General features: G+C 72.6%; 20 protein-coding genes. 13 read left to right on the top strand and 7 right to left on the bottom strand.

Annotation, left to right across the window (positions count from 1 at the left end):
* From V1L54_RS23150 to V1L54_RS23120, 7 genes are all read left to right on the top strand, one after another.
* On the top strand, nucleotides 1-717 hold a 717-nt coding region (locus V1L54_RS23150; protein WP_330120018.1), incomplete at its 5' end, for a cell division protein FtsQ/DivIB.
* A 276-nt stretch (nucleotides 718-993) separates the two neighbouring features.
* Nucleotides 994-2,238 carry a cell division protein FtsZ gene (gene ftsZ, locus V1L54_RS23145; protein WP_330120017.1) on the top strand — a complete coding sequence of 415 codons (1,245 nt, stop codon included), beginning with the start codon at nucleotides 994-996 and terminating at the stop codon, nucleotides 2,236-2,238.
* Between the two features lie 11 nt (nucleotides 2,239-2,249).
* On the top strand, nucleotides 2,250-3,029 hold the full coding sequence (gene pgeF / locus V1L54_RS23140; protein ID WP_330120016.1) for a peptidoglycan editing factor PgeF: 780 nt from the start codon (nucleotides 2,250-2,252) through the stop codon (nucleotides 3,027-3,029).
* The gene (locus tag V1L54_RS23135) at nucleotides 3,026-3,745 is read left to right on the top strand and encodes a YggS family pyridoxal phosphate-dependent enzyme (RefSeq protein ID WP_330120015.1); all 720 of its coding nucleotides are present in this window, start codon (nucleotides 3,026-3,028) and stop codon (nucleotides 3,743-3,745) included. The genes pgeF and V1L54_RS23135 overlap by 4 nt, the downstream gene beginning before the upstream one ends.
* 193 nt (nucleotides 3,746-3,938) lie before the next feature.
* The gene (locus V1L54_RS23130; RefSeq protein WP_330120014.1) at nucleotides 3,939-4,586 is read left to right on the top strand and encodes a cell division protein SepF; all 648 of its coding nucleotides are present in this window, start codon (nucleotides 3,939-3,941) and stop codon (nucleotides 4,584-4,586) included.
* Nucleotides 4,587-4,654: 68 nt separating this feature from the next.
* A complete protein-coding gene (locus V1L54_RS23125) occupies nucleotides 4,655-4,939 on the top strand; it encodes a YggT family protein (protein ID WP_330120013.1) in 285 nt (94 codons plus the stop codon).
* Nucleotides 4,940-4,987: 48 nt separating this feature from the next.
* Nucleotides 4,988-6,094, top strand: a complete 1,107-nt coding sequence (locus V1L54_RS23120) for a DivIVA domain-containing protein (RefSeq protein ID WP_330120012.1) — start codon at nucleotides 4,988-4,990, stop codon at nucleotides 6,092-6,094.
* A 287-nt stretch (nucleotides 6,095-6,381) separates the two neighbouring features.
* Here V1L54_RS23120 and ileS read toward each other — a convergent pair whose 3' ends face one another.
* Nucleotides 6,382-9,531: an isoleucine--tRNA ligase gene (gene ileS, locus V1L54_RS23115; protein WP_330120011.1), complete on the bottom strand. Its 3,150-nt coding sequence runs from the start codon at nucleotides 9,529-9,531 to the stop codon at nucleotides 6,382-6,384.
* Between the two features lie 505 nt (nucleotides 9,532-10,036).
* Between ileS and V1L54_RS23110 the strand changes: the two genes are divergently transcribed.
* The 3 genes from V1L54_RS23110 (at nucleotide 10,037) to V1L54_RS23100 (ending at nucleotide 12,368) form a co-directional block, all read left to right on the top strand.
* A complete protein-coding gene (locus V1L54_RS23110; RefSeq protein ID WP_330120010.1) occupies nucleotides 10,037-10,696 on the top strand; it encodes a TraR/DksA family transcriptional regulator in 660 nt (219 codons plus the stop codon).
* A gap of 35 nt (nucleotides 10,697-10,731) precedes the next feature.
* Nucleotides 10,732-11,349 (top strand): signal peptidase II, encoded by a 618-nt coding sequence (lspA, locus tag V1L54_RS23105; RefSeq protein WP_443076753.1) that lies wholly within the window; start codon nucleotides 10,732-10,734, stop codon nucleotides 11,347-11,349.
* A 77-nt stretch (nucleotides 11,350-11,426) separates the two neighbouring features.
* The gene (locus V1L54_RS23100; RefSeq protein ID WP_330120009.1) at nucleotides 11,427-12,368 is read left to right on the top strand and encodes an RluA family pseudouridine synthase; all 942 of its coding nucleotides are present in this window, start codon (nucleotides 11,427-11,429) and stop codon (nucleotides 12,366-12,368) included.
* Nucleotides 12,369-12,428: 60 nt separating this feature from the next.
* Here V1L54_RS23100 and V1L54_RS23095 read toward each other — a convergent pair whose 3' ends face one another.
* Nucleotides 12,429-13,610, bottom strand: a complete 1,182-nt coding sequence (locus tag V1L54_RS23095; RefSeq protein ID WP_330120008.1) for a mechanosensitive ion channel family protein — start codon at nucleotides 13,608-13,610, stop codon at nucleotides 12,429-12,431.
* Between the two features lie 25 nt (nucleotides 13,611-13,635).
* Between V1L54_RS23095 and V1L54_RS23090 the strand changes: the two genes are divergently transcribed.
* Nucleotides 13,636-14,340 (top strand): dienelactone hydrolase family protein, encoded by a 705-nt coding sequence (locus V1L54_RS23090; protein WP_443076756.1) that lies wholly within the window; start codon nucleotides 13,636-13,638, stop codon nucleotides 14,338-14,340.
* A 13-nt stretch (nucleotides 14,341-14,353) separates the two neighbouring features.
* Here the strand turns inward: V1L54_RS23090 and V1L54_RS23085 are convergent, their stop codons facing one another.
* From V1L54_RS23085 to V1L54_RS23070, 4 genes are all read right to left on the bottom strand, one after another.
* On the bottom strand, nucleotides 14,354-16,057 hold the full coding sequence (locus V1L54_RS23085; protein WP_330120006.1) for a serine/threonine-protein kinase: 1,704 nt from the start codon (nucleotides 16,055-16,057) through the stop codon (nucleotides 14,354-14,356).
* Between the two features lie 5 nt (nucleotides 16,058-16,062).
* Nucleotides 16,063-17,784 (bottom strand): alkaline phosphatase D family protein, encoded by a 1,722-nt coding sequence (locus V1L54_RS23080; RefSeq protein ID WP_330120005.1) that lies wholly within the window; start codon nucleotides 17,782-17,784, stop codon nucleotides 16,063-16,065.
* A gap of 251 nt (nucleotides 17,785-18,035) precedes the next feature.
* Nucleotides 18,036-18,830 (bottom strand): thioredoxin domain-containing protein, encoded by a 795-nt coding sequence (locus V1L54_RS23075; protein ID WP_330120004.1) that lies wholly within the window; start codon nucleotides 18,828-18,830, stop codon nucleotides 18,036-18,038.
* A 46-nt stretch (nucleotides 18,831-18,876) separates the two neighbouring features.
* Nucleotides 18,877-19,563 carry a hypothetical protein gene (locus tag V1L54_RS23070; protein ID WP_330120030.1) on the bottom strand — a complete coding sequence of 229 codons (687 nt, stop codon included), beginning with the start codon at nucleotides 19,561-19,563 and terminating at the stop codon, nucleotides 18,877-18,879.
* A 282-nt stretch (nucleotides 19,564-19,845) separates the two neighbouring features.
* On the opposite strand from V1L54_RS23070, the gene dnaE reads away from it, so the two are divergent.
* The gene (gene dnaE / locus V1L54_RS23065) at nucleotides 19,846-23,388 is read left to right on the top strand and encodes a DNA polymerase III subunit alpha (RefSeq protein ID WP_330120003.1); all 3,543 of its coding nucleotides are present in this window, start codon (nucleotides 19,846-19,848) and stop codon (nucleotides 23,386-23,388) included.
* A 174-nt stretch (nucleotides 23,389-23,562) separates the two neighbouring features.
* On the opposite strand, the gene V1L54_RS23060 is transcribed toward dnaE, so the two are convergent.
* Complete coding sequence (locus V1L54_RS23060; protein WP_330120002.1) at nucleotides 23,563-23,724, bottom strand: hypothetical protein; 162 nt, start codon at nucleotides 23,722-23,724, stop codon at nucleotides 23,563-23,565.
* A gap of 291 nt (nucleotides 23,725-24,015) precedes the next feature.
* On the opposite strand from V1L54_RS23060, the gene V1L54_RS23055 reads away from it, so the two are divergent.
* Complete coding sequence (locus V1L54_RS23055; RefSeq protein WP_330120001.1) at nucleotides 24,016-25,326, top strand: NYN domain-containing protein; 1,311 nt, start codon at nucleotides 24,016-24,018, stop codon at nucleotides 25,324-25,326.
* Nucleotides 25,327-25,504: the final 178 nt, after the last annotated feature.

The raw sequence follows: 25,504 nt of genomic DNA, 5'->3' as shown, positions 1-25,504 counted from the left end.
CTCCTGCTGTCCCTGGCCCCGGCGCTGCTGCTCGGCGGGTTCGCCCTGTGGCTGCTCTACGGCTCCGCGTGGCTGCGGGTGGAGAACGTCACGGTCGGCGGGGAGCGGGTCCTGACCCAGCGGCAGGTGCTCGACGCCGCCGACGTGCCGCTGGGCGAGCCGCTGGTCTCGGTCGATCCCGGCGCGGTGGAGCGGCGGCTGCTGGAGAGGCTGCCCCGGATCCGGTCCGTGGAGGTGTCGCGGTCCTGGCCGCACGGCGTGGAACTGGCGGTCACCGAGCGGAAACCGGTGGTCGTCATGGCACGGGAGGCCGGGAACGCCGAGGACGCCGGGAGCGCCGGGAAGTACGTGGAGGTGGACGAGGAGGGCGTACCGTTCGGCACGTCCGCCCGGCGGCCCGCCGGTGTCCCCCTGCTCGTACTGGACCTCGACGACTCCCCGAGCAGGCACCGGTTCGGTCCCGGGCGGATGCGCCAGGAGGCGGCTGCGGCCGTCTCGGCCCTTCCCGGCGGGGTGCGCCGGGACACCCGCACCGTGCGGGTCCGTTCGTTCGACTCCATCACCCTGGAGCTGACGGGCGGGCGCACGGTGATGTGGGGGAGCGCCGAGCACGGCGCCAGGAAGGCCGAATCGCTCGCTTTGCTGATGAAAGCGGCCGAGGGGGCCGACAGGTTCGACGTGCGGGTTCCCGGTGCCCCGGCGGCGTCGGGGAGTTGACGGGCGTACACACAGGCCAGCACCCTGGTTGGCTACCGCGATACCTGATCACATAGGGTGAGAAGAAAAACGGGAGGTTCGGCGTGTTCGTTGAACGCGCACGGCTTGTCGACCTAGTGTCCATTCCAGAGAATCCGAGGAACAACAGACACTGGTAACCCTAAACTTCAACGTTAGGGTTCGGGTCGGCGTCCGGACCGTCCCACTCGGCATAGGTCGTCGCACCGCAGCCCTTGTGGAGCGGCGACACATAACTCGAGGCGAGAGGCCTTCGACGTGGCAGCACCGCAGAACTACCTCGCAGTCATCAAGGTCGTCGGCATCGGCGGCGGTGGCGTCAACGCCATCAACCGGATGATCGAGGTCGGTCTCAAGGGCGTCGAGTTCATCGCGATCAACACCGACGCACAGGCCCTGCTGATGAGCGACGCCGACGTCAAGCTCGACGTCGGCCGTGAGCTCACCCGCGGCCTCGGAGCCGGCGCCAACCCCGACGTGGGCCGCAAGGCCGCCGAGGACCACCGGGAGGAGATCGAGGAGGTCCTCAAGGGGGCCGACATGGTCTTCGTCACGGCGGGTGAGGGCGGTGGCACCGGTACCGGAGGCGCGCCCGTCGTCGCGGGCATCGCGCGTTCCCTCGGCGCCCTCACCATCGGCGTCGTCACCCGCCCGTTCACCTTCGAGGGCCGCCGCCGGGCCAACCAGGCCGAGGACGGCATCGCGGCCCTGCGCGACGAGGTCGACACCCTCATCGTCATCCCCAACGACCGGCTGCTGTCCATCTCGGACCGCCAGGTCAGCGTGCTCGACGCGTTCAAGTCCGCGGACCAGGTGCTGCTGTCCGGTGTGCAGGGCATCACCGACCTCATCACCACGCCCGGCCTGATCAACCTGGACTTCGCGGACGTCAAGTCCGTGATGTCGGAGGCGGGCTCGGCGCTCATGGGCATCGGCTCGGCGCGCGGCGACGACCGCGCGGTGGCCGCCGCCGAGATGGCGATCTCCTCGCCGCTGCTGGAGGCGTCCATCGACGGCGCCCGCGGGGTGCTGCTGTCCATCTCCGGCGGCTCCGACCTCGGTCTGTTCGAGATCAACGAGGCCGCCCAGCTGGTGAGCGAGGCGGCACACCCCGAGGCGAACATCATCTTCGGCGCGGTCATCGACGACGCGCTCGGGGACGAGGTCCGCGTCACCGTCATCGCGGCGGGCTTCGACGGCGGGCAGCCGCCGGCCAAGAACCGCGACAAGGTGCTCGGCTCCTACAGCGGCGGCAAGGAGGAGCCCGCCGCGGGACCGCGCCCGGTGCCCGCCGAGCCCGACCGCCCGTCCTTCGGCGGACTCGGCTCGGTCACCCCGCGCGAGGAGGACAAGCCCCCGGCGGCCCCGCTGGCCGACTCCCCGTCCGCCTACGGCGCACCGTCCTCCGACAGCGGCCCGGCCGTGACTCCCCAGGTGCCCCAGGCCCGTCCGTACCAGGACGGGCAGGCCGAGGAGCTCGACGTGCCGGACTTCCTCAAGTAGGCGCCGCGGGCGTGATACGACAGCACGACCTCGTGAGCGGCGCGCACTTCGCCTTCACCGACCGGTGGGGCGGGGTGAGCGCCGCTCCGTACGGCGAACTCAACCTCGGCGGCGCGGTCGGGGACGACCCCGGCGCGGTGCGGACCAACCGGGAGCTGGCGGCGAAGGCGCTCGGCCTCGACCCGGCCGCGGTGGTCTGGATGAACCAGGTGCACGGCCGCGAGGTGGCGGTCGTCACCGAGCCGTGGCGCACCGGTGCCGCACCGGGGGTGGACGCGGTGGTGACCACCCGCCGGTCCCTCGCGCTCGCGGTGCTCACCGCCGACTGCGTGCCCGTCCTCCTGGCCGACCCGGTTGCCGGGGTCGCGGGCGCCGCGCACGCCGGACGGCCCGGGCTGGTCGCCGGGGTGGTGCCGGCGGTGGTGGCGGCGATGACCGGTCTCGGCGCCGACCCGGCGCGCACCGTCGCGCGTATCGGCCCCTCGGTGTGCGGGCGTTGCTACGAGGTGCCGGAGCGGATGCGGGAGGAGGTCGCGGCGGCGGTGCCCGAGGCGTACGCCACCACCTCCCGGGGCACGCCGGCGGTCGACGTCGCCGCGGGAGTGCGCGCCCAGCTCGTCCGGCTCGGTGTCCCCGAACCGCCGCGGTCCCGGGTGTGCACGCTGGAGTCGGAAGACCACTACTCCTACCGCCGGGAGAGGACCACCGGCAGGCTGGCGGGTTACGTCTGGCTGGAGGGCGGGGCCGGCGGGCACGCCGCCGGTACGGCGGACGGGGAGCGTGGAGTGTGAGCGACCGCAGGGCCGAACTGGCCGACCGTCTCGCCCGGGTGGAGGAGCGCATCGCCCGCGCCTGTGGCGCCGCGGGGCGCGAACCGAAGGACGTGACCCTGATCGTGGTCACGAAGACCTATCCCGCCGAGGACGTCCGGCTGCTGGCCGGACTCGGGGTGCGGCAGGTGGCGGAGAACCGCGACCAGGAGGCGGCCCAGAAGGCGGCCTCCTGTGCAGATCTCGCCCTCACCTGGCACTTCGTGGGGCAGTTGCAGACCAACAAGGTCCGCTCCGTCGTCCGTTACGCCGACTTCGTGCACTCGGTCGACAGGCTCAGACTGGTCGGCGCGCTGTCCTCGGCGGCCGAACGCGCCGGGCGGCGGATCGGCTGCCTCGTCCAGGTGGCGCTCGACCGGGAGTCGGGTGCGGCGGGGGGACGCGGCGGCGCCGCGCCCGACGAGGTGGGGGAGTTGGCCGACGCGCTGGCCGCCGCGCCGGGGCTGTGGCCGGCCGGTGTGATGACGGTCGCGCCCCTGTCCGGGCCGTACGCCGGGCGGCCGGGCGCCGCCTTCGAGCGGCTGGCGGAAATCTCAACCCGGCTACGGGCCCGCCATCCTGCTGCCACCATGGTCTCCGCGGGAATGAGCGCGGACCTGGAGGAAGCGGTGGCGGCCGGTGCGACACATGTGCGTATCGGCAGCGCGGTACTCGGAGTCCGACCCGGGCTCCGGTAACGTCGCCGAAGGAGTCGGACCACAACAGAAAATATGGTCATTTCCGCCTTACGGGGATGACCGTGTGGATCCAGGGCCACCGGGGCCACCGGGGATGGAGCCCTGGGGCCTCCTGCCGGAGGTGCCGGGGGCAGGGAAGGGGCCTCCCCCGTCCGCGGGCAGGGGAACCACCACAGAGCGGAGGACGCAGAGAATGGCCGGCGCGATGCGCAAGATGGCGGTCTACCTCGGCCTCGTGGAGGACGATGGGTACGACGGCCCGGGGTTCGACCCCGACGACGAGTTCGAGCCCGAGCCGGAGCCCGACCGGGACCGGCGACGGCATCAGCCGCACCAGTCCGTGGACGCCCCCGCGGCCAAGGCCGAGGAGGAGCCGGAGCCCGAGGAGCCGGTGCGCGTCGTCCGTCCTCCGGCCCGCCGGGAGCGCGAGCAGGCTCCCGCGGCCGTCCCCGACGGCGGGCGGTCCGGGAGGATCGCCCCCGTGTCGTCCATCACACCCGAACGTCAGAGTCTGGAGAAGAACGCACCGGTGATCATGCCCAAGGTCGTGTCCGAGCGGGAGCCCTACCGGATCACCACGCTGCACCCCCGGACGTACAACGAAGCCCGTACTATCGGGGAACACTTCCGCGAGGGCACTCCGGTGATCATGAACCTGACCGAGATGGACGACACGGACGCGAAGCGACTCGTCGACTTCGCCGCCGGTCTGGTCTTCGGTCTCCATGGGAGTATCGAGCGGGTGACACAGAAAGTATTCCTGCTGTCGCCTGCTAACGTCGATGTCACGGCGGAGGACAAGGCCCGCATCGCAGAGGGCGGGTTCTTCAACCAGAGCTGAGATCGGACCACACCGCAGAACACCGGCCCGCGGGCCGGACACGGAGCAAGGGGAGAGGGAAGCGCACGATGGGCGTCGCACAGCAGGTGATCCTTGTTGCGCTGCAATGCTTCCTGGTCGTACTGATCTTCCGCCTGGTGATGGACTACGTCTTCATGTTCGCCCGCTCATGGCAGCCCGGCAAGGCGATGGTGGTCGTCCTGGAGGCCACCTACACTGTCACTGATCCGCCACTCAAGCTGCTGCGGCGGTTCATACCGCCGTTGCGCTTCGGGGGTGTGGCGCTTGATTTGTCCTTCTTCGTACTGATGATCATCGTCTACATCCTGATCAGTGTCGTGGCCAGGCTGTGAGCGATACGGTCGTGCCGATATGCCGATGACTTACGTTGAGGTGGAGAGATGCCGCTGACCCCCGAGGACGTGCGGAACAAGCAGTTCACGACCGTCCGACTCCGCGAGGGCTACGACGAGGACGAGGTCGACGCCTTCCTCGACGAGGTCGAGGCCGAACTGACCCGGCTGCTCCGGGAGAACGAGGACCTGCGCGCCAAGCTCGCCGCGGCGACCCGGGCCGCCGCGCAGAGCCAGCAGCAACAGGGCATGCGGAAGCCGGAACACCAGGAGAGGCCCGGCGCGCCCGTGCCCGCCGCCATATCAGGACCGCAGCCGGTCCCGCCGGGGCAGATGGGCGGTCCGCCCCAACTGCCCGGCGGTGCGCCGCAGCTGCCGGCAGGTCCCGGCGGGCCCGGGCCGCAGGGCCCGCACGGCCCCGGTCCGATGGGTCACGGCGGTCCGATGGGTCACGGCGGCCCCATGGGCGGTCCGGGTGGCCCCGGCGGTCCCGGTGGCCCCGGCGGTCCGGGCGGCGACAGCGCGGCCCGTGTGCTGTCGCTGGCGCAGCAGACCGCCGACCAGGCGATCGCGGAGGCCCGTTCCGAGGCCAACAAGATCGTCGGTGAGGCGCGCAGCCGCGCCGAGGGCCTGGAGCGGGACGCCCGCGCCAAGGCCGACGCCCTGGAGCGGGACGCGCAGGAGAAGCACCGCGTCGCGATGGGCTCCCTGGAGTCCGCCCGCGCCACGCTGGAGCGCAAGGTCGAGGACCTGCGCGGCTTCGAGCGCGAGTACCGCACACGGCTGAAGTCCTACCTGGAGAGCCAGTTGCGTCAGCTGGAGAGCCAGGCCGACGACTCGCTGGCCCCGCCGCGCACCCCGGCGGCGGCCTCGCTGCCGCCGTCCCCCTCGATGGCCTCGGCCGGCGGCGGGATGGGTGGCCACCAGCAGATGGGCGGTCACAACCAGGGCGGTCAGTCGATGGGCGGTCCGGGCGGTCACGGCGGTGGCCACGGTGGCCACAACCAGGGCGGCGGCCAGACCTACGGCGGGCAGCAGCAGATGTCCCCGGCCATGACCCAGCCGATGGCGCCGGTCAGGCCGCAGGGTCCCCAGCCGATGCAGCAGGCACCGTCACCGATGCGGGGCTTCCTCATCGACGAGGACGACAACTGACCGGCTGACCGGCGGCGGGGCCGAGAGCCAGCCCGCCGCCGGGGGACGGACGGATCGGCATATCACGACGGGCCGGGCCCGGGACCACACGGTCCCGGGCCCGGCCCGTCGGTGTGGCGGTACGGATGTGTCCGGGCGGCCACCGTCCGGCGGATCCCGGGGACTTGGGGCGGCGCCCCCGGCACCCTCGGGGAGTGCTCCGCTCCCCGGCCGCGGGGACCCGGCCGGCCCCGGTCTCCCGGCCGTTCCGGGTCGCCGCCCCGGAACGGCCGGGAGCCGTGCGGCCCCTACGCCCGGCGGAGCCGGAAGACCAGGGACAGCGCCTCGTCCTCGAAGGGCTCGCCGAAGGAGTCGTCCCCCTCGCCCTCCGCGTAGTCCACCGCCAGGACCTCGTCCGAGACCAGGGCCTGGTGGTCGGTCAGCGCCCGGGTGACCTCCGGATCGTCCGAGTGCCAGCGCAGGGCGATCCGGTCGGCCACGTCCAGCCCGCTGTTCTTGCGGGCCTCCTGGACCAGCCGGATCGCGTCCCGGGCCAGACCGGCCCGCCGCAGCTCCGGGGTGATCTCCAGGTCGAGGGCGACCGTGGCGCCGGTGTCGGAGGCCACCGACCAGCCCTCACGCGGGGTCTCGGTGATGATGACCTCCTCCGGCGACAGCGCGATCGTCTCGCCGTCGATCTCCACCGCCGCCGTGCCCGCGCGGAGCGCCGCCGAGAGCGCGGTGGCGTCCGCGGCGGCGATGGCACGGGCGACCTCCTGGGTGCGCTTGCCGAACCGGCGGCCCAGGGCGCGGAAGTTGGCCTTCGCCGTGGTGTCCACCAGGGAGCCGCCGACCTCCGCCAGGGAGGCGAGCGAGGTGACGTTCAGCTCCTCGGCGATCTGGGACCGCAGTTCGTCGCTGAGCAGCTCGAAGCCCTGCGCCGCGAGCAGCGCCCGCGACAGCGGCTGCCGGGTCTTGACCCCCGACTCGGCGCGCGTGGCCCGGCCCAGCTCCACCAGCCGCCGCACCAGCAGCATGTCGCGGGACAGGTCCGGGTCGACGGCAGACAGGTCGGCCTCGGGCCAGGAGGCCAGGTGGACCGAGTCCGGCGCGCCGGGCGTGACGGGCACGACCAGGTCCTGCCAGACCCGTTCGGTGATGAACGGCACCAGCGGCGCCATCAGCCGGGTGACGGTCTCCAGCACGTCGTGCAGTGTGCGCAGCGCCGCCGCGTCGCCCTGCCAGAAGCGGCGCCGGGAACGGCGCACGTACCAGTTGGACAGGTCGTCCACGAAGGTGGACAGCAGCTTGCCGGCGCGCTGGGTGTCGTACGCCTCCATGGCCTGGGTGCACAGGTCGGTCAGGGCGTGCAGTTCGCTCAGCAGCCAGCGGTCCAGCAGCGGCCGCTCGGCCGGGGCCGGGTCGGCCTGAGAGGGCGTCCAGGTGGAGGTGCGGGCGTACAGCACCTGGAAGGCGACGGTGTTCCAGTAGGTCAGCAGGGTCTTGCGGACGACCTCCTGGATCGTGCCGTGCCCGACGCGCCGCGCGCTCCACGGCGAGCCGCCCGCAGCCATGAACCAGCGCACCGCGTCCGCGCCGTGCCGTTCCATCAACGGGATCGGCTCCAGGATGTTGCCCAGGTGCTTGGACATCTTCCGGCCGTCCTCGGCGAGGATGTGCCCCAGGCAGACCACGTTCTCGTAGGAGGAGCGGTCGAAGACGAGCGTGCCGACCGCCATCAGCGTGTAGAACCAGCCGCGGGTCTGGTCGATGGCCTCGCAGATGAACTGCGCCGGGTAGCGCTTCTCGAACAGTTCCTTGTTCCGGTACGGGTAGCCCCACTGGGCGAAGGGCATCGAGCCGGAGTCGTACCAGGCGTCGATGACCTCCGGGACGCGGACGGCCTGACGGGAGCAGCCCTCGGCGGGGCAGGTGAAGGTGACGGCGTCGATGTGGGGCCGGTGCGGGTCCAGGCCGGACTGGTCGGTGCCGGTCAGCTCCGTCAGCTCGGCCAGCGAGCCCACACAGGTGAGGTGGTCCTCCGGGCAGCGCCAGATCGGCAGCGGGGTGCCCCAGTAGCGGTTGCGGGACAGCGCCCAGTCGATGTTGTTGTTCAGCCAGTCGCCGTAGCGGCCGTGCTTGACCGACTCCGGGAACCAGTTGGTCCGCTCGTTCTCCCGCAGCAGTTCGTCCTTGACGGCGGTGGTGCGGATGTACCAGGACGGCTGCGCGTAGTAGAGCAGTGCGGTGTGGCAGCGCCAGCAGTGCGGATAGCTGTGCTCGTACGGCACATGGCGGAAGAGCAGCCCGCGCGCGTCGAGGTCGGCCACCAGCGCCTCGTCGGCCTTCTTGAAGAACTGCCCGCCGACCAGGCCCAGTCCCTCCTCGAAGGTGCCGTCGGGCCGGACGGGGTTGACCACCGGAAGCCCGTAGGCGCGGCAGGTGGCCAGGTCGTCCTCACCGAAGGCCGGGGACTGGTGGACCAGGCCGGTGCCGTCCTCGGTGGTGACGTACCCGGCGTTGAGGACGAAGTGCGCCCCCTCGATCTCCACCAGGTCGAACGGGCGCCGGTAGGCCCAGCGCTCCATCTCCCGGCCGGTGAAGGTCTGCCCCGTCGTGCTCCAGCCCTCACCCAGCGCCTTGGCCAGCAGCGGCTCGGCCACCACCAGCTTCTCGGTGCCGTCGGTGGCCACCGCGTAGGTGACCTCGGGGTGGACGGCGACCGCGGTGTTGGACACCAGCGTCCAGGGGGTGGTCGTCCACACCAGCAGCGCGGCCTCGCCGGCCAGCGGACCGGAGGTGAGCGGGAAGCGGACGAAGACCGAGGGGTCGACGACGGTCTCGTAGCCCTGGGCCAGCTCGTGGTCGGACAGCCCGGTGCCGCAGCGCGGGCACCAGGGCGCGACCCGGTGGTCCTGGACGAGCAGGCCCTTGTCGAAGATCTGCTTCAGCGACCACCACACGGACTCGATGTACTGCGGGTCCATCGTCCGGTAGGCCTCGTCCAGGTCGACCCAGTAGCCCATCCGGGTGGTCAGCTCGGCGAAGGCGTCGGTGTGCCGGGTCACCGACTCGCGGCACCTGGCGTTGAACTCCGCGATGCCGTAGGCCTCGATGTCCTGCTTGCCGGAGAAGCCCAGCTCCTTCTCCACGGCCAGCTCCACCGGCAGTCCGTGGCAGTCCCAGCCGGCCTTGCGTGCCACGTGGTACCCGCGCATGGTGCGGAAGCGGGGGAAGACGTCCTTGAAGACGCGGGCCTCGATGTGGTGGGCGCCCGGCATGCCGTTGGCGGTCGGCGGGCCCTCGTAGAACACCCACTCGGGACGGCCCTCGGACTGCTCCAGAGTGCGGGCGAAGATCTTGTTCTCGCGCCAGAAGTCCAGCACGGCGCGCTCCAGGGCGGGGAGATCCACCTGGGCGGGCACCGGACGGTACTGGGGCGGGGACTGCTGGCTCATGGGCGGGCTTCCTCCAACGGACGTCGTGACTTCCGCCGGAGGGACGAGACCGTCCGCCTGTCGGCGCCGGTACCCGCGGTACCACCCTCCTTGACGGCGGACGCGCCGTACGCGCCTCCCGCCGCCCACTCATTGGTGCCGCGCTGCCGGTTCTACTCACCGCCCGTCCGGGCGGTTTTCCTCCGGCGGCTCCGGGGTGATCTTCACGCCGCGCTCGCCCCCGGGCTCACACCGTCCCCGGGTCGCTCGTGGCCGCTCACGGAACGCTACTCGTCCCCATCCACGCCTTTCGCTCCGCCCAGTGTAAGGGTGCTCCCGGGGGAGAGCGGACCGGTTTTCGGGCGGCGGGGCGGGGCACAACGCTTCGCAGGGATACGGGCCCCCCGGAAGTTCTCCGGAGGAGGCCCGGACGGCCCGGCGCGTCCCGTTGCCGGGTGAATGGCACCGATTTATCGTTCGCGTCACTGTCCGCGGACAAGATCACAATATGTGAAGGGAAGCGGCCATGGTGACGAAGGAGACCGCGGCGAGGAGGAACGGGGCCGTACGGGGATCCGCCATGGGCGCGGGCGGCGCCGCCGCGGGCAGGGCCGCGGGAACGACCGCGGGAAGGGCCGTGGAGAGGGCCACGGAAGAGACGGCCGGGAAAGCGGCCGGGAAGAAGACAGGAGCCAAGACGGTGGTTGCCAAGAAGAGCACGACGGGAACGCAGGCCGCCGGGACAGCCACCTCGGTCCCCCCGGCACGTACGGCCGCGGCCCCCGCCGCCCCCGGTGAGCTGGCCGTACGGCCGGGGGAGGAGGCCTGGACCCCGGACGAGGTGGAGGGGGCGCGCGCCACGCTGGCCGAGGAGGCCGAACGGCTGCGCGCCGAGATCCACACCGCCGAGGAGGCCCTTGAGGGGCTGATGCGCGACTCGGCCGACGCCGCCGGGGACGACCAGGCCGACACGGGCACCAAGAACATCACCCGCGAGCACGAGATGGCCCTGGCGGAGAACGCCCGCGAGATGCTCTACCAGACCGAGCGCGCCATGGACCGGCTGGTGGCCGGGACGTACGGCGACTGCGAGAACTGCGGGGAGCCGATCGGCAAGGCGCGGATGCAGGCCTTCCCCCGGGCCACGCTCTGTGTGGAGTGCAAGCAGCGGCAGGAACGCCGCTGACGGCATCCGGGCGGGTGTGACGTACCCTGCAACACGTGACAGAGGTGGAACGGGCGGGCGAGAAGCCCGGCCAGGCAGAGGCCGTGACCGAGGACGAGTCCGCGGACGGCACCGGAACCGGGGCCGGGGACGGTGCCGGGGGCGCCGGGCGGCCCGCGTCCGGTCGCCGTCGGCGGCGGATCGCGGAACTCGCCATCGTGGCGGCCGTCGCGTACGCCCTGGACCTGATCACCAAGATCATCGTGGTGGAGAGGCTGGAGGGGCACGATCCGATCGAGGTGATCGGCACCTGGCTGCGGTTCCAGGCGGTGCGCAACCCGGGTGCCGCCTTCGGTATCGGCGAGGCCCTCACCGTCGTCTTCACGGTCATCGCGGCGGCCGTGATCGTGGTGATCGTACGGATCTCCCGCAGACTGTACAGCGCGCCGTGGGCCCTGGCGCTCGGGCTGCTGCTGGGCGGGGCCCTGGGCAACCTCACCGACCGGCTCTTCCGGTCGCCGGGGGTCTTCCAGGGCCACGTCGTGGACTTCATCGCGCCCGCGCACTTCGCCGTCTTCAACCTCGCCGACTCGGCGATCGTCTGCGGCGGTGTGCTGATCGTCTTCCTGTCCTTCCGGGGCCTGGACCCGGACGGGACGGTCCACCGGGACTGACCGGCCGCCGGCCCGGTCCGCGGTGTGCCCCCGCCCGCCGGGCGGGGGCACACGCCGCTTCCGGCATACTCGACCGGGTGAGCCTGCTTCCCGAGATCCGTACCCTGCCCGTGCCCGACGGCCTGGAGGGCGAGCGCGTCGACGCCGCCCTGGCCAGGATGTTCGGCTTCTCCCGCACCAAGGCCGCCGAACTGGCCGCCGCGGGGAAGGTCCGGCTCGACGGAACGGAGGCCGGGAAGTCGGAGCGGGTGCGCGGCGGAGCCTGGATCGAGGTCGAGATGCCCGCGCCGCCCGCGCCGCTGCGGGTCGTGGCCGAACCCGTGGCGGGCATGCGGATCGTGCACGACGACGCCGACCTCGTGGTGGTCGACAAACCGGTCGGGGTGGCCGCCCACCCCAGCCCCGGCTGGAGCGGTCCCACCGTGATCGGCGGGCTCGCCGCGGCGGGCTTCCGCGTCTCCACCTCGGGCGCCGCGGAGCGGCAGGGCATCGTGCACCGGCTGGACGTGGGCACCTCCGGGCTGATGGCGGTCGCCAAGTCCGAGCGCGCCTACACCCTGCTCAAGCAGCAGTTCCGGGAGCGCACGGTGGACAAGCGCTACCACGCGCTCGTCCAGGGCCACCCCGACCCGCTGAGCGGCACGATCGACGCGCCCATCGGCCGGCATCCCGTCCACGACTACAAGTGGGCGGTCACCGCCGACGGCAAGCCGTCGGTCACCCACTACGACCTGGTCGAGGCGTTCCGGGCCGCCAGCCTGCTCGACATCAGGCTGGAGACCGGCCGCACCCACCAGATCCGCGTCCACATGGCCGCCCACCGGCATCCCTGCGTCGGCGACACCACCTACGGCGCCGACCCGACGATGGCGAAGCGGCTCGGCCTGACCCGGCAGTGGCTGCACGCGGTCCGGCTCGGCTTCGAACACCCGGCGGACGGCCGCCGGGTGGAGTTCACCAGTGACTACCCGGACGACCTGCGGACGGCCCTGGACCGGATCCGCGCCGAGAGCGCGTAGCGGGGCGGAACGCGGGCCGTGCCCGGGCACGGCCCGCGGCGGGGTCCCGGAGCGGTCCTCTCAGGTCGCCCTGCGGGCACCGGGGACGTTCGCCCGGCCCGTGTCGTCCTTCCCGGCCGTACCGCCCGTGTCCCCGGTGCGGCCGGGCCCGGGCCGCTCCGCGGCCTCCTCCGGTGCCCGGCCGGCCGCCGCCTCGCCGTTCCGGCCCGGTTCCGGCGCCGCGGGCGCGGTCGTGACGCGGGGGAGCGCGTAGGGGTGCTCCCGGTGGAGCCAGGTGACGAGCCCCTCGCGGACCTCGCAGCGCAGCGTCCAGATGTCGTCGGCGTTGCGTGCCGTCATCACCGCGCGGACCACGATCGTGGTGGGGGTGGTGTCGTAGACCACCAGACTCCAGTTGCGGCCGTCCCACATGTCGCTGGCCCGCACGAGCTCCTCCGTCTTCGCGCGGATCTCGGCGATCGGGGCGGAGTGGTCGAGGTGGAGGTAGACCGTGCCGGTCATCTGCGCGCCGCCGCGGGACCAGTTCTCGAACGGCTTGTTGGTGAAGTACGACACCGGCATGGTGATCCGGCGCTCGTCCCAGGTGCGCACGACGAGGTACGAGATGGTGATCTCCTCGACCGTGCCCCACTCGCCGTCCACGATCACCGTGTCGCCGATGCGCACCATGTCGCCGAAGGCGATCTGCAGTCCGGCGAAGAGGTTGCTCAGTGTGGACTGGGCGGCGATGCCGACGACGATGCCCAGTACACCGGCCGAGGCCAGCATGGAGGCGCCCAGCTTCTCCAGCGCGGGGAACTGCAGCAGCATCGCCGCACCGGCGATCACCGTGACCACCGCCGTCGCCAGCCGCCTGATCAGGGTCAGCTGGGTGCGCACCCGCCGCACCCGCGCCGCGTCGTGGGCGATCCCGGCGTAGCGGGAGTAGGCCGTCTCCACCACCGCGGTGACGATCCGCAGCACCAGCCAGGCGGTGGCCCCGATCAGGATCAGGTTGAGCCACAGGTCGACGGTCTCCTGGTGGTTCCTGGCCAGATGCGTCTGCTCGGAGAAACCGTTGAGCAGGCCGACGAAGACCACGGCCTGGAGCGGCCACCGGCCGCTGCGCAGCAGACCCCACATCGGGGTCTCCGGGTGCCGGGCGTCCAGGCGCCGCAGCGCACGGTCCACGCCCCATCCGACGACGAGGGCCAGCGCGATGGCGCCGCCGAAGACGATCAGCGGCCGCAGCACGTTCTCCATGGTCGGGTGACTCCTCGGGGGACTCCTGGGAACGGAAGAAGGGCTCCCCCGACCGTACCTGGCACCATGGGGGCGATCCCGCCCCGGGCCCGGCACCCGGGTCCGGGCCACGGCTGTGACCAGCGAAGGAAGTGACACCTTGGCCGTCATTGTGATGTTCCACTCCGCCTTCGGGCCGCGCCCCGCCGTGCAGGCCGCGGCCGGGCTGCTGCGGGAGGCCGGGCACGAGGTGCACACCCCGGACCTGTACGGCGGACGGACCGCGGACACGGTCGAGGAGAGCATGCGGATCAGGGAGGAGATCGGCCGCGACGAGCTGCTGCGGCGGGCCGTGACCGCCGCGGCGCCGCTCTCCGGGCGGGGAGTGGTCTACGCCGGCTTCTCACTGGGCGGGGCGATCGCCCAGAACCTGGCGCTCGCCGACAACAGGGCGCGCGGGCTGCTGCTCCTCCACGGCACCTCCGACATCCCCGAGGACGCGGCCGTCGACGAGCTGCCCGTACAGCTCCATGTCGCCGACCCCGACCCCTTCGAGCCGCACGACTGGCTGAACGCCTGGTACCTGCGGATGCGGCGGGCGGGCGCGGATGTCGAGGTCCACCGCCACCCCGGGGCCGGACATCTGTACACCGACCCCGGGCTGCCCGATCACGACGAGGAGGCGGCCGAGCGGACCTGGCGCGTCGCGCTGGACTTCCTGGCCGGCCTGCCGGACCCGGCGGACGGCTGAGGAGGCCCGGGGCTCAGGGGCGCGTGCAGCGGCCCGAGCCCCCCGAGTCCGGATGGCAGACGTACACCCGGTCGGCCGGGTCGTGGCTGAGGTAGCGGCCCACACAGCCGTCGGAGGTGGTCCTGCCGTGCTCCGCGCAGTACCGTACGGCGGCGTTGCCGTCGGCGAAGGGGCCCGGGGCGTAGATCACCCAGTAGCCCGGGCGCAGCGCGGCGAAGTCGTCACTGCGCAGCACCCGGGCCCCGGGCACCTGGGCGCGGACGGACGCCAGCCGCTCGTCGCGGGCGGCGGTGCCGGAGGAGACCGGCTCGGAGAACAGCTGGGCGATCCAGCTGTCCGCACTCGCCTCCCCGGAGTCCGGGGAGGCGTCGGCGGACGGAGCCCCGTCCTCCGGTGCCCCCGTCCCGTCCGGGGAGGCCGGGGCGGAGCCGGTACCGGACGTCCTGTCCGCCGCCCCGTCGGCTCCGGCCCCGGCGGGCTTTCCGTCGGGCGCCGCCCCGTCGCCGGGCGAGGTCGTCGCCGCGGGGCGGGCGCCGGTGTTCCGCCGCTCGTCGCCGCCGGAGAGCGCCGTGACGCCGTACACACCGGCGGCGAGCAGCACCGCGACGGCGGCGACGGCCCCCGCCGCCGTCATCGCCCGGCGGCGCGCGGGACGCCCCGGTGCCGCGGGCAGGACACCCGTCCCGGCCGTCGGAGTGCCCGGCGGCACGGGTGCCGGGGACGGCGGGGAGGTGGCCGATACGGACGCCGGCGGCCGGGGCATGACGACGGTGGACGCGGGACCGGCGTCCGGGCCGGCCTCCGCCGCGGCGAGCAGCGCGTCGAACCGCTCGGCGTCGGGCCGGGCCGCCGGATCGCGGACCAGCATCGCCGTCAGTGCCGGGGCGAGCGGCCCGGCCCGGACGGGCTCGGGGACCGGATCGTCGAGCACGGCGGCCAGGGTGGCCAGGGCCGAGCCGCGGCGCAGCGGGCTGACGCCCTCCGCGCAGACGTACAGCGTCATGGCCAGCGACCACAGATCGGCGGCCGGGGTGTCGCCGCCGTCGCCCCGGATGCGCTCGGGGGCGATGTACTCGGGCGACCCGATGATCTCGCCGGTCATGGTCAGCGAGGCCGAGCCCCGGAGCGCGGCGATGCCGAAGTCGGTCAGCACCGCGCTCCCGTCGGGGCGCAGCAGCACGTTGGCGGGTTTCACGTCACGGTGGAGGATCCCGGCGGCGTGCGCGGCGCGCAGCGCGGACAGGAGCTGCCGGCCGATCCGGGCCACCTCGCGCGGCGCCGGCGGGCCGCCGCCCAGCAGGTCCTGGAGCGAGCGGCCCGGCAGCAGCTCCATCACGATCCACGGATGCGGCCGGGAGTCGACGATGTGGTGGACCGTCACCACGTGCGGATGGCTGATCCGGGCCAGGGCGCGCGCCTCGCGCAGCACCCGCTCCCGCAGTCTGCGCGAGGCGGGTCCCTCGCCGTCCTCACCGCCCCCGCCGTCCCCGTCGAGGGCGGGATCGGGCGGACGGACCTCCTTCAGCGCCACCTGACGGTCCAGCACGGTGTCGCGGGCCCGCCACACCGTGCCCATACCGCCGCTGCCGAGCCGTTCCAGCAGTTCGAAGCGTCCGTCGACGACCCGCCCGGGGCCGCGGTGCCCGGCCCGTCCGCCGTGCTCCGCGCCGCCGTGCGCGCCGTGCCCTTCGTGCCCCTCGTGGTCCGCCCCTGGCATGGGGATCAGCGTAGGGCCTGCGGCGCCCGCTCCACGCGCTGAGTGCCCGAAGGGGCACGGTAGGAGCGCAGGTACCGGACGGCGGAGTCCGGGTCGGTCCGGTCGGCCAGCGCGTAGTAGTCCATCTGCGCCCGCTCGCCGGTCACCTCCAGGACGCCGTAGCCGTGCGAGTCCATGTCCACCCACCGGGTGTGGCGGTTGGCGGCCCGTACGGCGGCCTCGGCGACGGCCGAGACGGTGTGCGGCGGGACCCCGAGCGCGTCGTCGAGGTTGTCCGAGGTGACGGAGGTGACCACGAACTCCGTGGCGACCGGCGGCTCCAGCGGATAGGTGGCGGCCCGCACCGGCACCTCGTTGGCCCAGGCCATGTGGACGTCGCCGGTGAGGAAGACGGTGTTGCCGATGCGGTTGTCGCGCAGGTGGGTCAGCAGCTCGCGGCGGTCGTCGGTGTAGCCGTCCCACTGGTCGGTGTTGACCGCCAGGCCCTCCCGGGGGACGCCGAGCAGTCCGGCCAGCGGTCCCAGCAGATACGCCGGGACGGAGCCGAAGGCGACCGGCGAGATCATCACCGAGGTGCCCACCAGATGCCACCGGATCCCGGCGGCCGCGGAGGCGGACAGCGAGGACTTCAGCCAGTCCAGCTGCGCGCGGCCGGTGATGGTGCGGCCGGGGTCGTCCACGTCGCCGCTGCCGGCACCCGCCTGCTCGTCCCGGAAGGAGCGCAGGTCCAGCAGGTGGAGGTCGGCGAGGTCGCCGAAGCGCAGCCGCCGGTGGACGGTGCCCTCGGTGGCGGGGCGGACCGGCATCCACTCGAAGTACGCCTGCCGCGCCGCTCCCGCCCGCGCCGCCCAGTCGCCCTCCGCACCGGGTGTGTGGTTCTCGGCGCCGCCGGACCAGGAGTCGTTGGCCGACTCGTGGTCGTCCCAGACCGCGATCACCGGATGGGCGGCGTGCAGGGCCCGCAGGTCGGGGTCGGTCTTGTAGTGGGCGTGGCGCTGCCGGTAGTCGGCCAGGGTGACGGTCTCGTGGGCGGGCTCCACCGCCCGGACGGAGCCGCTCCCCAGCGGGAACTCCTCCCGGCCGTACTCGTAGATGTAGTCGCCGAGGTGGAGGACGGCGTCGAGGTCGGTCCGGGCGGCGAGGTGGCGGTACGCGGCGAAGAAACCGCTCTCGTAGTGGGCGCAGGAGACCACCCCGAAGCGGAGGCGGTCCGCCGTGGTGCCGTCGGCGGGCGCGGTGCGGGTGCGGCCGGCGGGGGAGCGGACGCCGGCGGCGGTGAAGCGGTAGTGGTAGTCGGTGGCCGGGCGCAGCCCGCGGACGTCGGCCCTGACCGTGTGGTCGGAGGCGGCCGTCGCGGTGACGCGGCCGGAGGCGACGACGGAGGAGAAGCCGCGGTCCTCGGCGATCTCCCAGGAGACCTCCACGGGTGCTCCCCGGCCGGAGCCGGGCACCGCGTCGGGGGAGGGGGTGACCCGGGTCCACAGCAGGACGCCGTCGGGCAGGGGATCCCCGGAGGCGACGCCGTGCGCGAAGACCGGCCCGTCACCGGGCGCGCCGGCCGCCCGGGCCTGCCCGGTGGCGGCCAGCGGCAGCAGCGCGGCGGTCGCGGCGCCGGCCGCGACGACCGAGCGGCGGGTGGGGGAGGGGGCGGAAGCGGCGGGAGTGGCGGATGACGCGGGAGGAGTGGAGGACGCGGAAGACGCGGAAGGGGCGTGAGTGTCGGTCACGGCGGCCGATGCTATGCGGTGGCGGGACCGGCGGCCAGCGGACCGGCAGGAGTTCGGCCACCGGTCGGACAACCGCCGGACGGCGTTCCCCGGCCCCGGGCGGAGCCGCGCCGGAGCCGTGTCCGCGCGGTGTCCGCGCCGGGCCGGACGTGCCGGACGGGACCGGCCCGGTGACCGCGCCGCTGGGCGGCGGGACACCGGGCCGGATGGGGCGACCGCCGTCCGGCGGCGGTCCGGCGGCTGTGCGCCGCTTACTTCACACCGAGCTTCGCGAGCTCCTCGGGGAGCTTGGGGGTCTCGACGTCCTTGCCGTCGATCCGGACGGTGGGCGTGCCCTTGACGTCGGACTTGTTGAAGCTGTCGATCATCTCCAGGGCCCACTTGTCGTAGGTGCCCTTCTCGACGGCCGTCTCGAACTCCTTGTTGCCCTTCAGCGCGTCGACGTTCTCCGCGACCTTCAGCAGGTAGTCGTTGTCGGCGAACTTGTCCTCGTTCTCCGGCGGGTGGTGCTCGGCGGAGTACAGCAGGCCGTGGTACTCCTTGAACGCCTCGGTGCTCACGTCCAGCGCGGCGCCCAGCGCGCTGGCGGCGTTCTTGGAGCCGTTGCCGCCGAAGTTGCCGTCGATGATGGCGCCGAGGTGGATCTGGAGCTTGTACTTGTCCTCCTCGGCGCCCTTCTTGATGGTCTCGCCGAGCGCCTGCTCGAAGCTGGCGCAGGCCGGGCAGCGCATGTCCTCGTAGACGTCGATGGTGGTCTTGGCGTCCTCGCCGCCGAGAACGACGACCGTGCCGTTCTCCCCGGTGGCGTTGGCCGGCTTGACCAGCTTCTTGTCGGCGGCCGCGGACCAGGACTTGTCGCTGCCGCTCTCGCTCTCCATGTTGGCGACGGCGAAACCGACACCGCCCGCGACCGCGAGGACGGCGATCACCGAGCCGCCGACGATCAGCTGGCGGCGGATCTTCTCCTTCTTGGCCTGCTTCTCGCGCTCGACCCGCAGTCGCTCGCGGGCGGCACGCTTGGCTTCCTGGCTGTTTCGCTTGCTCATCGGGGGGTTCTCCGTGTCGGTTGCGTACGTGTGGGGACGGTAGTGCTCAGACGGTGGTGGCCGCCGGGCAGGGAGGTCCGCGTCGCACGACGGAGTGGATGAGCAGCGGAAGCGCGCGGGGGGCGCGGGGGTGGAGGGCGGGGCGGACGCCGAGCCCAGTCCGCCCCACGGGCGCCGGACGGGCGCCGGTCCCCAGCAGCAGTGGCCGGAACAGGGCCGTCGCGGCGGCGCGCAGCAGCCGGGTGAGCGCCGCGTCGCCCCGCCGCAGCCAGGCGGCGGCGGTCAGTCCCACGGCCAGGTGCACGGCCAGCAGGAGCCAGGGGGCGGCGGGGTGCGCCGGGGCGGGGAGCGGGGAGGCGCCGGAGGCGGCCATCCGTGCCAGCGGCGTCCCGAAGTCGCCGCCCGCGCACAGCAGGTCCACACCCAGTGAGCGCAACGGGCCCGCCACCGGACCGCCGGCCTGCCCGTAGCAGGTGTCCTGGCCGGCGGTGAAGACCGTGTCGGCGGCCAGCTCCAGCGGCACCAGCAGCGCGGCGATCGACCAGTACCCCCGCTCCCGCCGTCCGGCGAGCGCGAAGGCGGCGGCGAACACCACCGCGGTCACCAGGGCGAGCGGCAGGAACGGCAGGGGGTTTCCGGTGAGCAGGACGTGGGCACCCGCGGACAGGGTGACGCACAGTGCGGTGAAGACCGCGGCGCGCACCGCTCGTACGCCCGTGCCCGGGAAGCCCATCGTGTCCATCGCAGCCGAGTGTGCCACGTGCTCCCCTAAGAAGGGCCTAAAGTGCGGGCGCCGGTGGCGATCGCAACATGGGCGGGCTCCGGGGAACAACGGCGGATGCCGCCTTGACGACCGGCCTGACCTGCGCTTTCCATGCCGGGGCCGGACCGGTGGGCGAGGCCGGGCGGCCACCCGTCCGCCCGCGCGGGGCACGGGAGTTCTGTCGGTGCCAGGCCTTAGACTTCGGAGCCGTCCAGGCACTGCCGCAAGCCCCTGCACCGGAGGTCCCCCGTCGTGGCCGATCAGCCGTTCACCCATCTGCACGTACACACCCAGTACTCACTGCTGGACGGTGCGGCACGGCTGAAGGACATGTTCGAGGCGTGCCAGCAGATGGGCATGACGCACATCGCCATGACCGACCACGGCAACCTCCACGGGGCCTACGACTTCTTCCAGCACGCCACCAGGGCGGGTGTCACGCCGATCATCGGGATCGAGGCGTACGTCGCCCCGCAGTCGCGGCGCTACAAGCGGCGTGTCCAGTGGGGCCAGCCCCACCAGAAGCGCGACGACGTCTCCGGCTCCGGCGGTTACACGCACAAGACGATCTGGGCGGCCAGCAAGACCGGTCTGCACAACCTCTTCCGGCTCTCCTCCGACGCCTACATGGAGGGCTTCTTCGTCAAGTGGCCGCGCACCGACCGGGAGATGATCGCCGAGTTCTCCGAGGGCCTGATCGCCTCCACCGGCTGCCCCTCGGGCGAGGTGCAGACCAGGCTGCGGCTGGGCCAGTTCGACGAGGCGCTCAAGGCCGCCGCCGACTACCAGGACATCTTCGGCAAGGGCCGCTACTTCCTGGAGCTGATGGACCACGGCATCGAGATCGAGCGCCGGGTCCGCGACGGGCTGCTGGAGATCGGGAAGAAGCTGGGCATCCCGCCGCTGGTCACCAACGACAGCCACTACACCTACGCCAGCGAGGCCGAGGCGCACGACGCGCTGCTGTGCATCCAGACAGGCAAGAACCTCTCCGACCCCGACCGCTTCCGGTTCGACGGCGCGGGCTACTTCCTGAAGTCCGCGGCGGAGATGTACGCCATCGACTCCTCCGACGCCTGGCAGGAGGGCTGCCGCAACACCCTCCTGGTGGCCGAGCAGGTCGACACCACCGGCTGGTTCGAGAAGCGGGACCTGATGCCCCGCTTCCCCGTCCCCGAGGGGCACACCGAGGAGTCCTGGTTCCGCGAGGAGGTCCGGCGGGGCATGGAGCGCCGGTACGCCGGCCGCATCCCCGAGGACCGGCAGCGGCAGGCCGACTACGAGATGGACGTCATCGTCGAGATGGGGTTCCCCGGCTACTTCCTGGTGGTCGCCGACTTCATCATGTGGGCCAAGAACAACGGCATCGCCGTCGGGCCCGGCCGCGGTTCCGCGGCGGGCTCGATCGTGGCGTACGCCATGGGCATCACCGACCTCGACCCGATCGAGCACGGGCTGATCTTCGAGCGGTTCCTCAACCCCGAGCGCGTGTCCATGCCGGATGTCGACATCGACTTCGACGAGCGCAGGCGCGGTGAGGTCATCCGCTACGTGACCGAGAAGTACGGCGCCGACAAGGTCGCCCAGATCGGCACCTACGGCACCATCAAGGCCAAGGCCGCGATCAAGGACTCCGCCCGGGTGCTGGGCTACCCGTACGCCATGGGCGACCGCATCACCAAGGCGATGCCCGCCGACGTCCTGGGCAAGGGCATTCCGCTGTCCGGCATCACCGACCCCAAGCACCCCCGCTACAACGAGGCGGGCGAGATCCGGTCGATGTACGAGAACGAGCCGGACGTGAAGAAGGTGATCGACGCCGCCCGGGGCATCGAGGGCCTGGTGCGGCAGATGGGCGTGCACGCGGCGGGCGTGATCATGTCGAGCGAGCGGCTGGTCGACCACGTCCCGGTGTTCAGCCCCAAGAACGACGGCGCGGTGGTCACCCAGTGGGACTACCCGACCTGTGAGTCGCTCGGCCTGCTGAAGATGGACTTCCTGGGCCTGCGCAACCTCACGATCATGGACGACGCCGTCAAGCTGGTGAAGGCCAACAAGGGCATCGACATCACCCTGCTCGACCTCTCGCTGGACGACCCCAAGACCTTCGAGCTGCTCCAGCGCGGCGACACCCTGGGCGTCTTCCAGTTCGACGGCGGGCCGATGCGCTCCCTGCTGCGCATGATGAAGCCGGACAACTTCGAGGACATCTCCGCGGTCTCGGCCCTGTACCGGCCCGGCCCGATGGGCATGAACTCGCACATCAACTACGCGCTCCGCAAGAACGGGCAGCAGGAGATCACCCCGATCCACCCGGAGCTGGAGGAGCCTCTCAAGGAGGTCCTCGACATCACCTACGGCCTGATCGTCTACCAGGAGCAGGTGCAGAAGGCCGCCCAGGTGCTCGCCGGGTACAGCCTCGGACAGGCCGACCTGCTGCGCCGGGCGATGGGCAAGAAGAAGAAGGAGGTCCTGGACGCCGAGTTCGTCAACTTCCAGAAGGGCGCCCGGGAGAAGGGGTACTCCGACGAGGCCATCCAGGCCGTGTGGGACGTGCTGGTCCCCTTCGCCGGCTACGCCTTCAACAAGGCGCACTCCTCGGCGTACGGACTGGTGTCGTACTGGACGGCCTACCTCAAGGCGAACTACCCGGCCGAGTACATGGCGGCCCTGCTGACCTCCGTCCGCGACGACAAGGACAAGTCGGCGGTCTACCTCAACGAGTGCCGTCGCATGGGCATCAGGGTGCTCCCGCCGGACGTCAACGAGTCCGAGGCGAACTTCACCCCGCGCGGCGACGACGTGATCGTCTTCGGGCTCACCGCCGTGCGCAACGTCGGCCAGAACGTGGTGGACTCGATCGTCGCCTGCCGGAAGGCCAAGGGGAAGTACACCTCCTTCCCCGACTTCCTGGACAAGGTCGACGCCGTGGTGTGCAACAAGCGCACCGTCGAGTCGCTGATCAAGGCCGGTGCCTTCGACGAGCTGGGCCACACCCGCAAGGGTCTGACCGCCCACTTCGAGTCGATGATCGACAACGTGGTGCAGATCAAGCGCAAGGAGGCCGAGGGACAGTTCGACCTGTTCGGCGGCATGGGGGAGGAGACCGCCGACAGCGGTCCGGGCTTCGGCCTGGACGTGGAGTTCCCCACCGACGAGTGGGACAAGAGCTATCTGCTCGCCCAGGAGCGGGAGATGCTCGGCCTCTACGTCTCCGACCACCCCCTGTTCGGTCTGGAGCACGTGCTGACCGACAAGGCCGACGCCGCGATCTCCCAGCTCACCGGCGGCGACTTCGCCGACGGGGCGATCGTCACCATCGGCGGCATCATCTCCGGACTCCAGCGGAAGATGACCAAGCAGGGCAACGCCTGGGCGATCGCCACCGTGGAGGATCTGGCCGGCTCGATCGACTGCATGTTCTTCCCCGCCACCTACCAGCTCGTCTCCACCCAGCTCGTCGAGGACACGGTGGTCTTCGTCAAGGGGCGCCTGGACAAGCGGGAGGACATCCCCCGGCTGGTCGCCATGGAGCTGATGGTCCCCGACCTGTCGGACGCCGCCTCCGACGCGCCCGTCACCATCACCATTCCCACGGTCAAGGTCACCCCGCCGCTGGTGGAGAAGCTGGGCGAGGTGCTCACCCACCACCGAGGCTCGACCGAGGTGCGCGTCAGGCTCCAGGGCAGCCGCAAGACGACGGTGCTCCGGCTCGACCGGCACCGCGTCACCGCCGACCCGGCACTCTTCGGCGACCTCAAGGCACTGCTCGGCCCGTCCTGTCTGGCGGGCTGACCCCGCCCCGCCCGGGGCGGTCTGCCCGGAGCGGACGGACGGCCCCCGGCGGTGGGCGCCCACCGCCGGGGGCCGTCCCGTGGTGCGCGGCCCCCGGGGGTCTCGCGGAACCGGGGCCGGGCGGCCGTGGTTCTCCGCCAGCCGGTTGCCGGCCGGCCGGTGATCAGTCGCCGGTCAGTTGTGGCCGAAGCGCCGGTGGCTCCTGCGGCCGCCCTCGCCTGGGCCGCCCGGCGAGGACGCCGCCTCCCCGGCCGTGTCCTGCGGCCGCTCCCGCGTCTGCTCGGTGGTCCCGCGTCCGCGCCGCCGGTCGCGGTCGTCCTTCCTGTGCTTGCCCATGATCTCCTCCTGTGCGGACCTCTGAACGATGGGCCGCGATCAGCCTCGCACGCGGTCGCGGAATTCGCATTCCGGGCAATTACCCTGATCGGCCGGTCTTCTTGCCCGGGCGGCCCTCCCGTACGGTGGACATCGGTGTTCCGCCACGCCGAAGATCGAGTCCGAGCCGTCGAGCCTGTACGGTCGGGCAGACTCGAGACAGATCCGAGACAAGCGCACAAGACCGGCGGGAAGCCACCGGTCACGGTGGCCGTACCGGTCCGTGCGGGTCGTACCGAGAGTGGGTGGAGCGTGGACCGCTGCGTCGTCCTGGTGGACGCCGGATATCTCCTGGGCGCCGCCGCGAGCCTCCTGGCGGGCGAGCCCGCACGCTCCCGGATCACCGTGGACCACTCCGTGCTCATCCAGGGACTGCGCGAGCGCGCCGAGGAGGACACCGGCTGCCGTCTGCTGCGGATCTACTGGTTCGACGGTGCGCCCGACCGGGTGCCCCAGCCCGAGCACCGGCGGCTGCGGGTGATGCCGCGGGTGACCGTACGGCTCGGCGCCCTCACCCGCAGCGAGGGACGGTGGGCGCAGAAGGGCGTGGACGCGGCCATGCACGCCGAGCTGACCGAGCTGGCCCGCAACCGCGCCTGCTCCGACATCGTGCTGGTCACCGGCGACGGCGATCTGCTGCCCGGGCTGATGTCCGCCAAGGAGCACGGTGTCGCCGTCCATCTGTGGGCCGTCCAGGCCGCCGACGGCGACTACAACCAGTCCGAGGACCTGGTCGCCGAGGCCGACGAGCGGCGGGTGCTGGACCGCGACTGGATCACCCGCGCCGTCCGGGCCAAGGACCTCACGGGGATCTGCCCGCCCCGCCCCGACACCCGGCCCGAGATCACCGCGATCCTCTCCGCACCGCTGCCCGACCGCCCCCATCCCTCCGGCGGGGGGAACACCGCCGCCCCGGACGAGGACGCCCCCGCACACGCCCCCGCCGCCGACGGAGCGCCGCGGCCGGGCACCGCCGGCACCGTCTCCGCCGGGGGACCGGCCGACCCCGGCAGCAACGGTGCCCAGGCCCCCGCCGCCGACGGGCACGGCGGAGAGCCCGGGCCGGTCAGGGGCGTGCCCACCCCCAAGGACCTGGCCGGACTCGGCCGCCCCGCCGTGCCGCCCAACCCCTCCGCCTCCCCCGGCGCCACCCTGCGCTGGTCCTCCGACCGGGGCTGGGTCGACCGCGGTACGCCCGGTGAGTCACCCGACGCCGCCGGGCTGCCCACCCTCGCCCAGCTCACCACTGCCGAGCAGCGCTGGGCGGACCGGGAGGAGGACATCACCACGGTCAGCGGCGATCCCTTCGAGGTCGGCCAGGTCTTCGCCCGCCGCTGGATCGGGCGGCTGGCCGTCCCCGCCCATCTGCGGGTCCTCTCCGCGGAGTACCCCCGCATCCCGCACCGCATCGACGGTGAGCTGCTGCGTTACGCCGCCCGCTTCGGTCTGCTGGCGCACAAGGACGACCAGATCGACGAGCACGACCGCTATGCGATCCGGGCGGGCTTCTGGCGCGAGGTGGACGCCCGTACGGTGAACGAACACGCACCCACCGGCGATTGAGTCCGGCGGGGACGCGTACCCTCGTAGCTCGTGAGCACGGGCACTCGGCAGGCGGCGGACGGCACGGTGGGTGACACGGCGGGCAGCGCCGTGGGCGCCGCGGCGGACGGCGCGCGGATGCCGGCGGAGACCGCCGTGCGCGTCCGCGAGCTGGTCAAGACCTACCCCGCCCGGCGCG

The organism is Streptomyces rubellus (assembly GCF_036323805.1).
GTDB lineage: Bacteria > Actinomycetota > Actinomycetes > Streptomycetales > Streptomycetaceae > Streptomyces.
The sequence above is the reverse complement of the archived record's forward strand: the minus strand, read 5'-3'. Positions and strand labels throughout refer to the sequence as shown.

Coding starts and splice junctions, on each gene's coding strand:
- V1L54_RS23125 (WP_330120013.1), top strand. CDS start 4,655: ATGGGCGTCGCACAGCAGGTGATCCTTGTTGCGCTGCAATGCTTCCTG.
- V1L54_RS23130 (WP_330120014.1), top strand. CDS start 3,939: ATGGCCGGCGCGATGCGCAAGATGGCGGTCTACCTCGGCCTCGTGGAG.
- V1L54_RS23120 (WP_330120012.1), top strand. CDS start 4,988: ATGCCGCTGACCCCCGAGGACGTGCGGAACAAGCAGTTCACGACCGTC.
- V1L54_RS23075 (WP_330120004.1), bottom strand. CDS start 18,830: ATGAGCAAGCGAAACAGCCAGGAAGCCAAGCGTGCCGCCCGCGAGCGA.
- V1L54_RS23110 (WP_330120010.1), top strand. CDS start 10,037: ATGGTGACGAAGGAGACCGCGGCGAGGAGGAACGGGGCCGTACGGGGA.
- V1L54_RS23085 (WP_330120006.1), bottom strand. CDS start 16,057: ATGCCAGGGGCGGACCACGAGGGGCACGAAGGGCACGGCGCGCACGGC.
- V1L54_RS23095 (WP_330120008.1), bottom strand. CDS start 13,610: ATGGAGAACGTGCTGCGGCCGCTGATCGTCTTCGGCGGCGCCATCGCG.
- V1L54_RS23070 (WP_330120030.1), bottom strand. CDS start 19,563: ATGGGCTTCCCGGGCACGGGCGTACGAGCGGTGCGCGCCGCGGTCTTC.
- V1L54_RS23060 (WP_330120002.1), bottom strand. CDS start 23,724: ATGGGCAAGCACAGGAAGGACGACCGCGACCGGCGGCGCGGACGCGGG.
- ileS (WP_330120011.1), bottom strand. CDS start 9,531: ATGAGCCAGCAGTCCCCGCCCCAGTACCGTCCGGTGCCCGCCCAGGTG.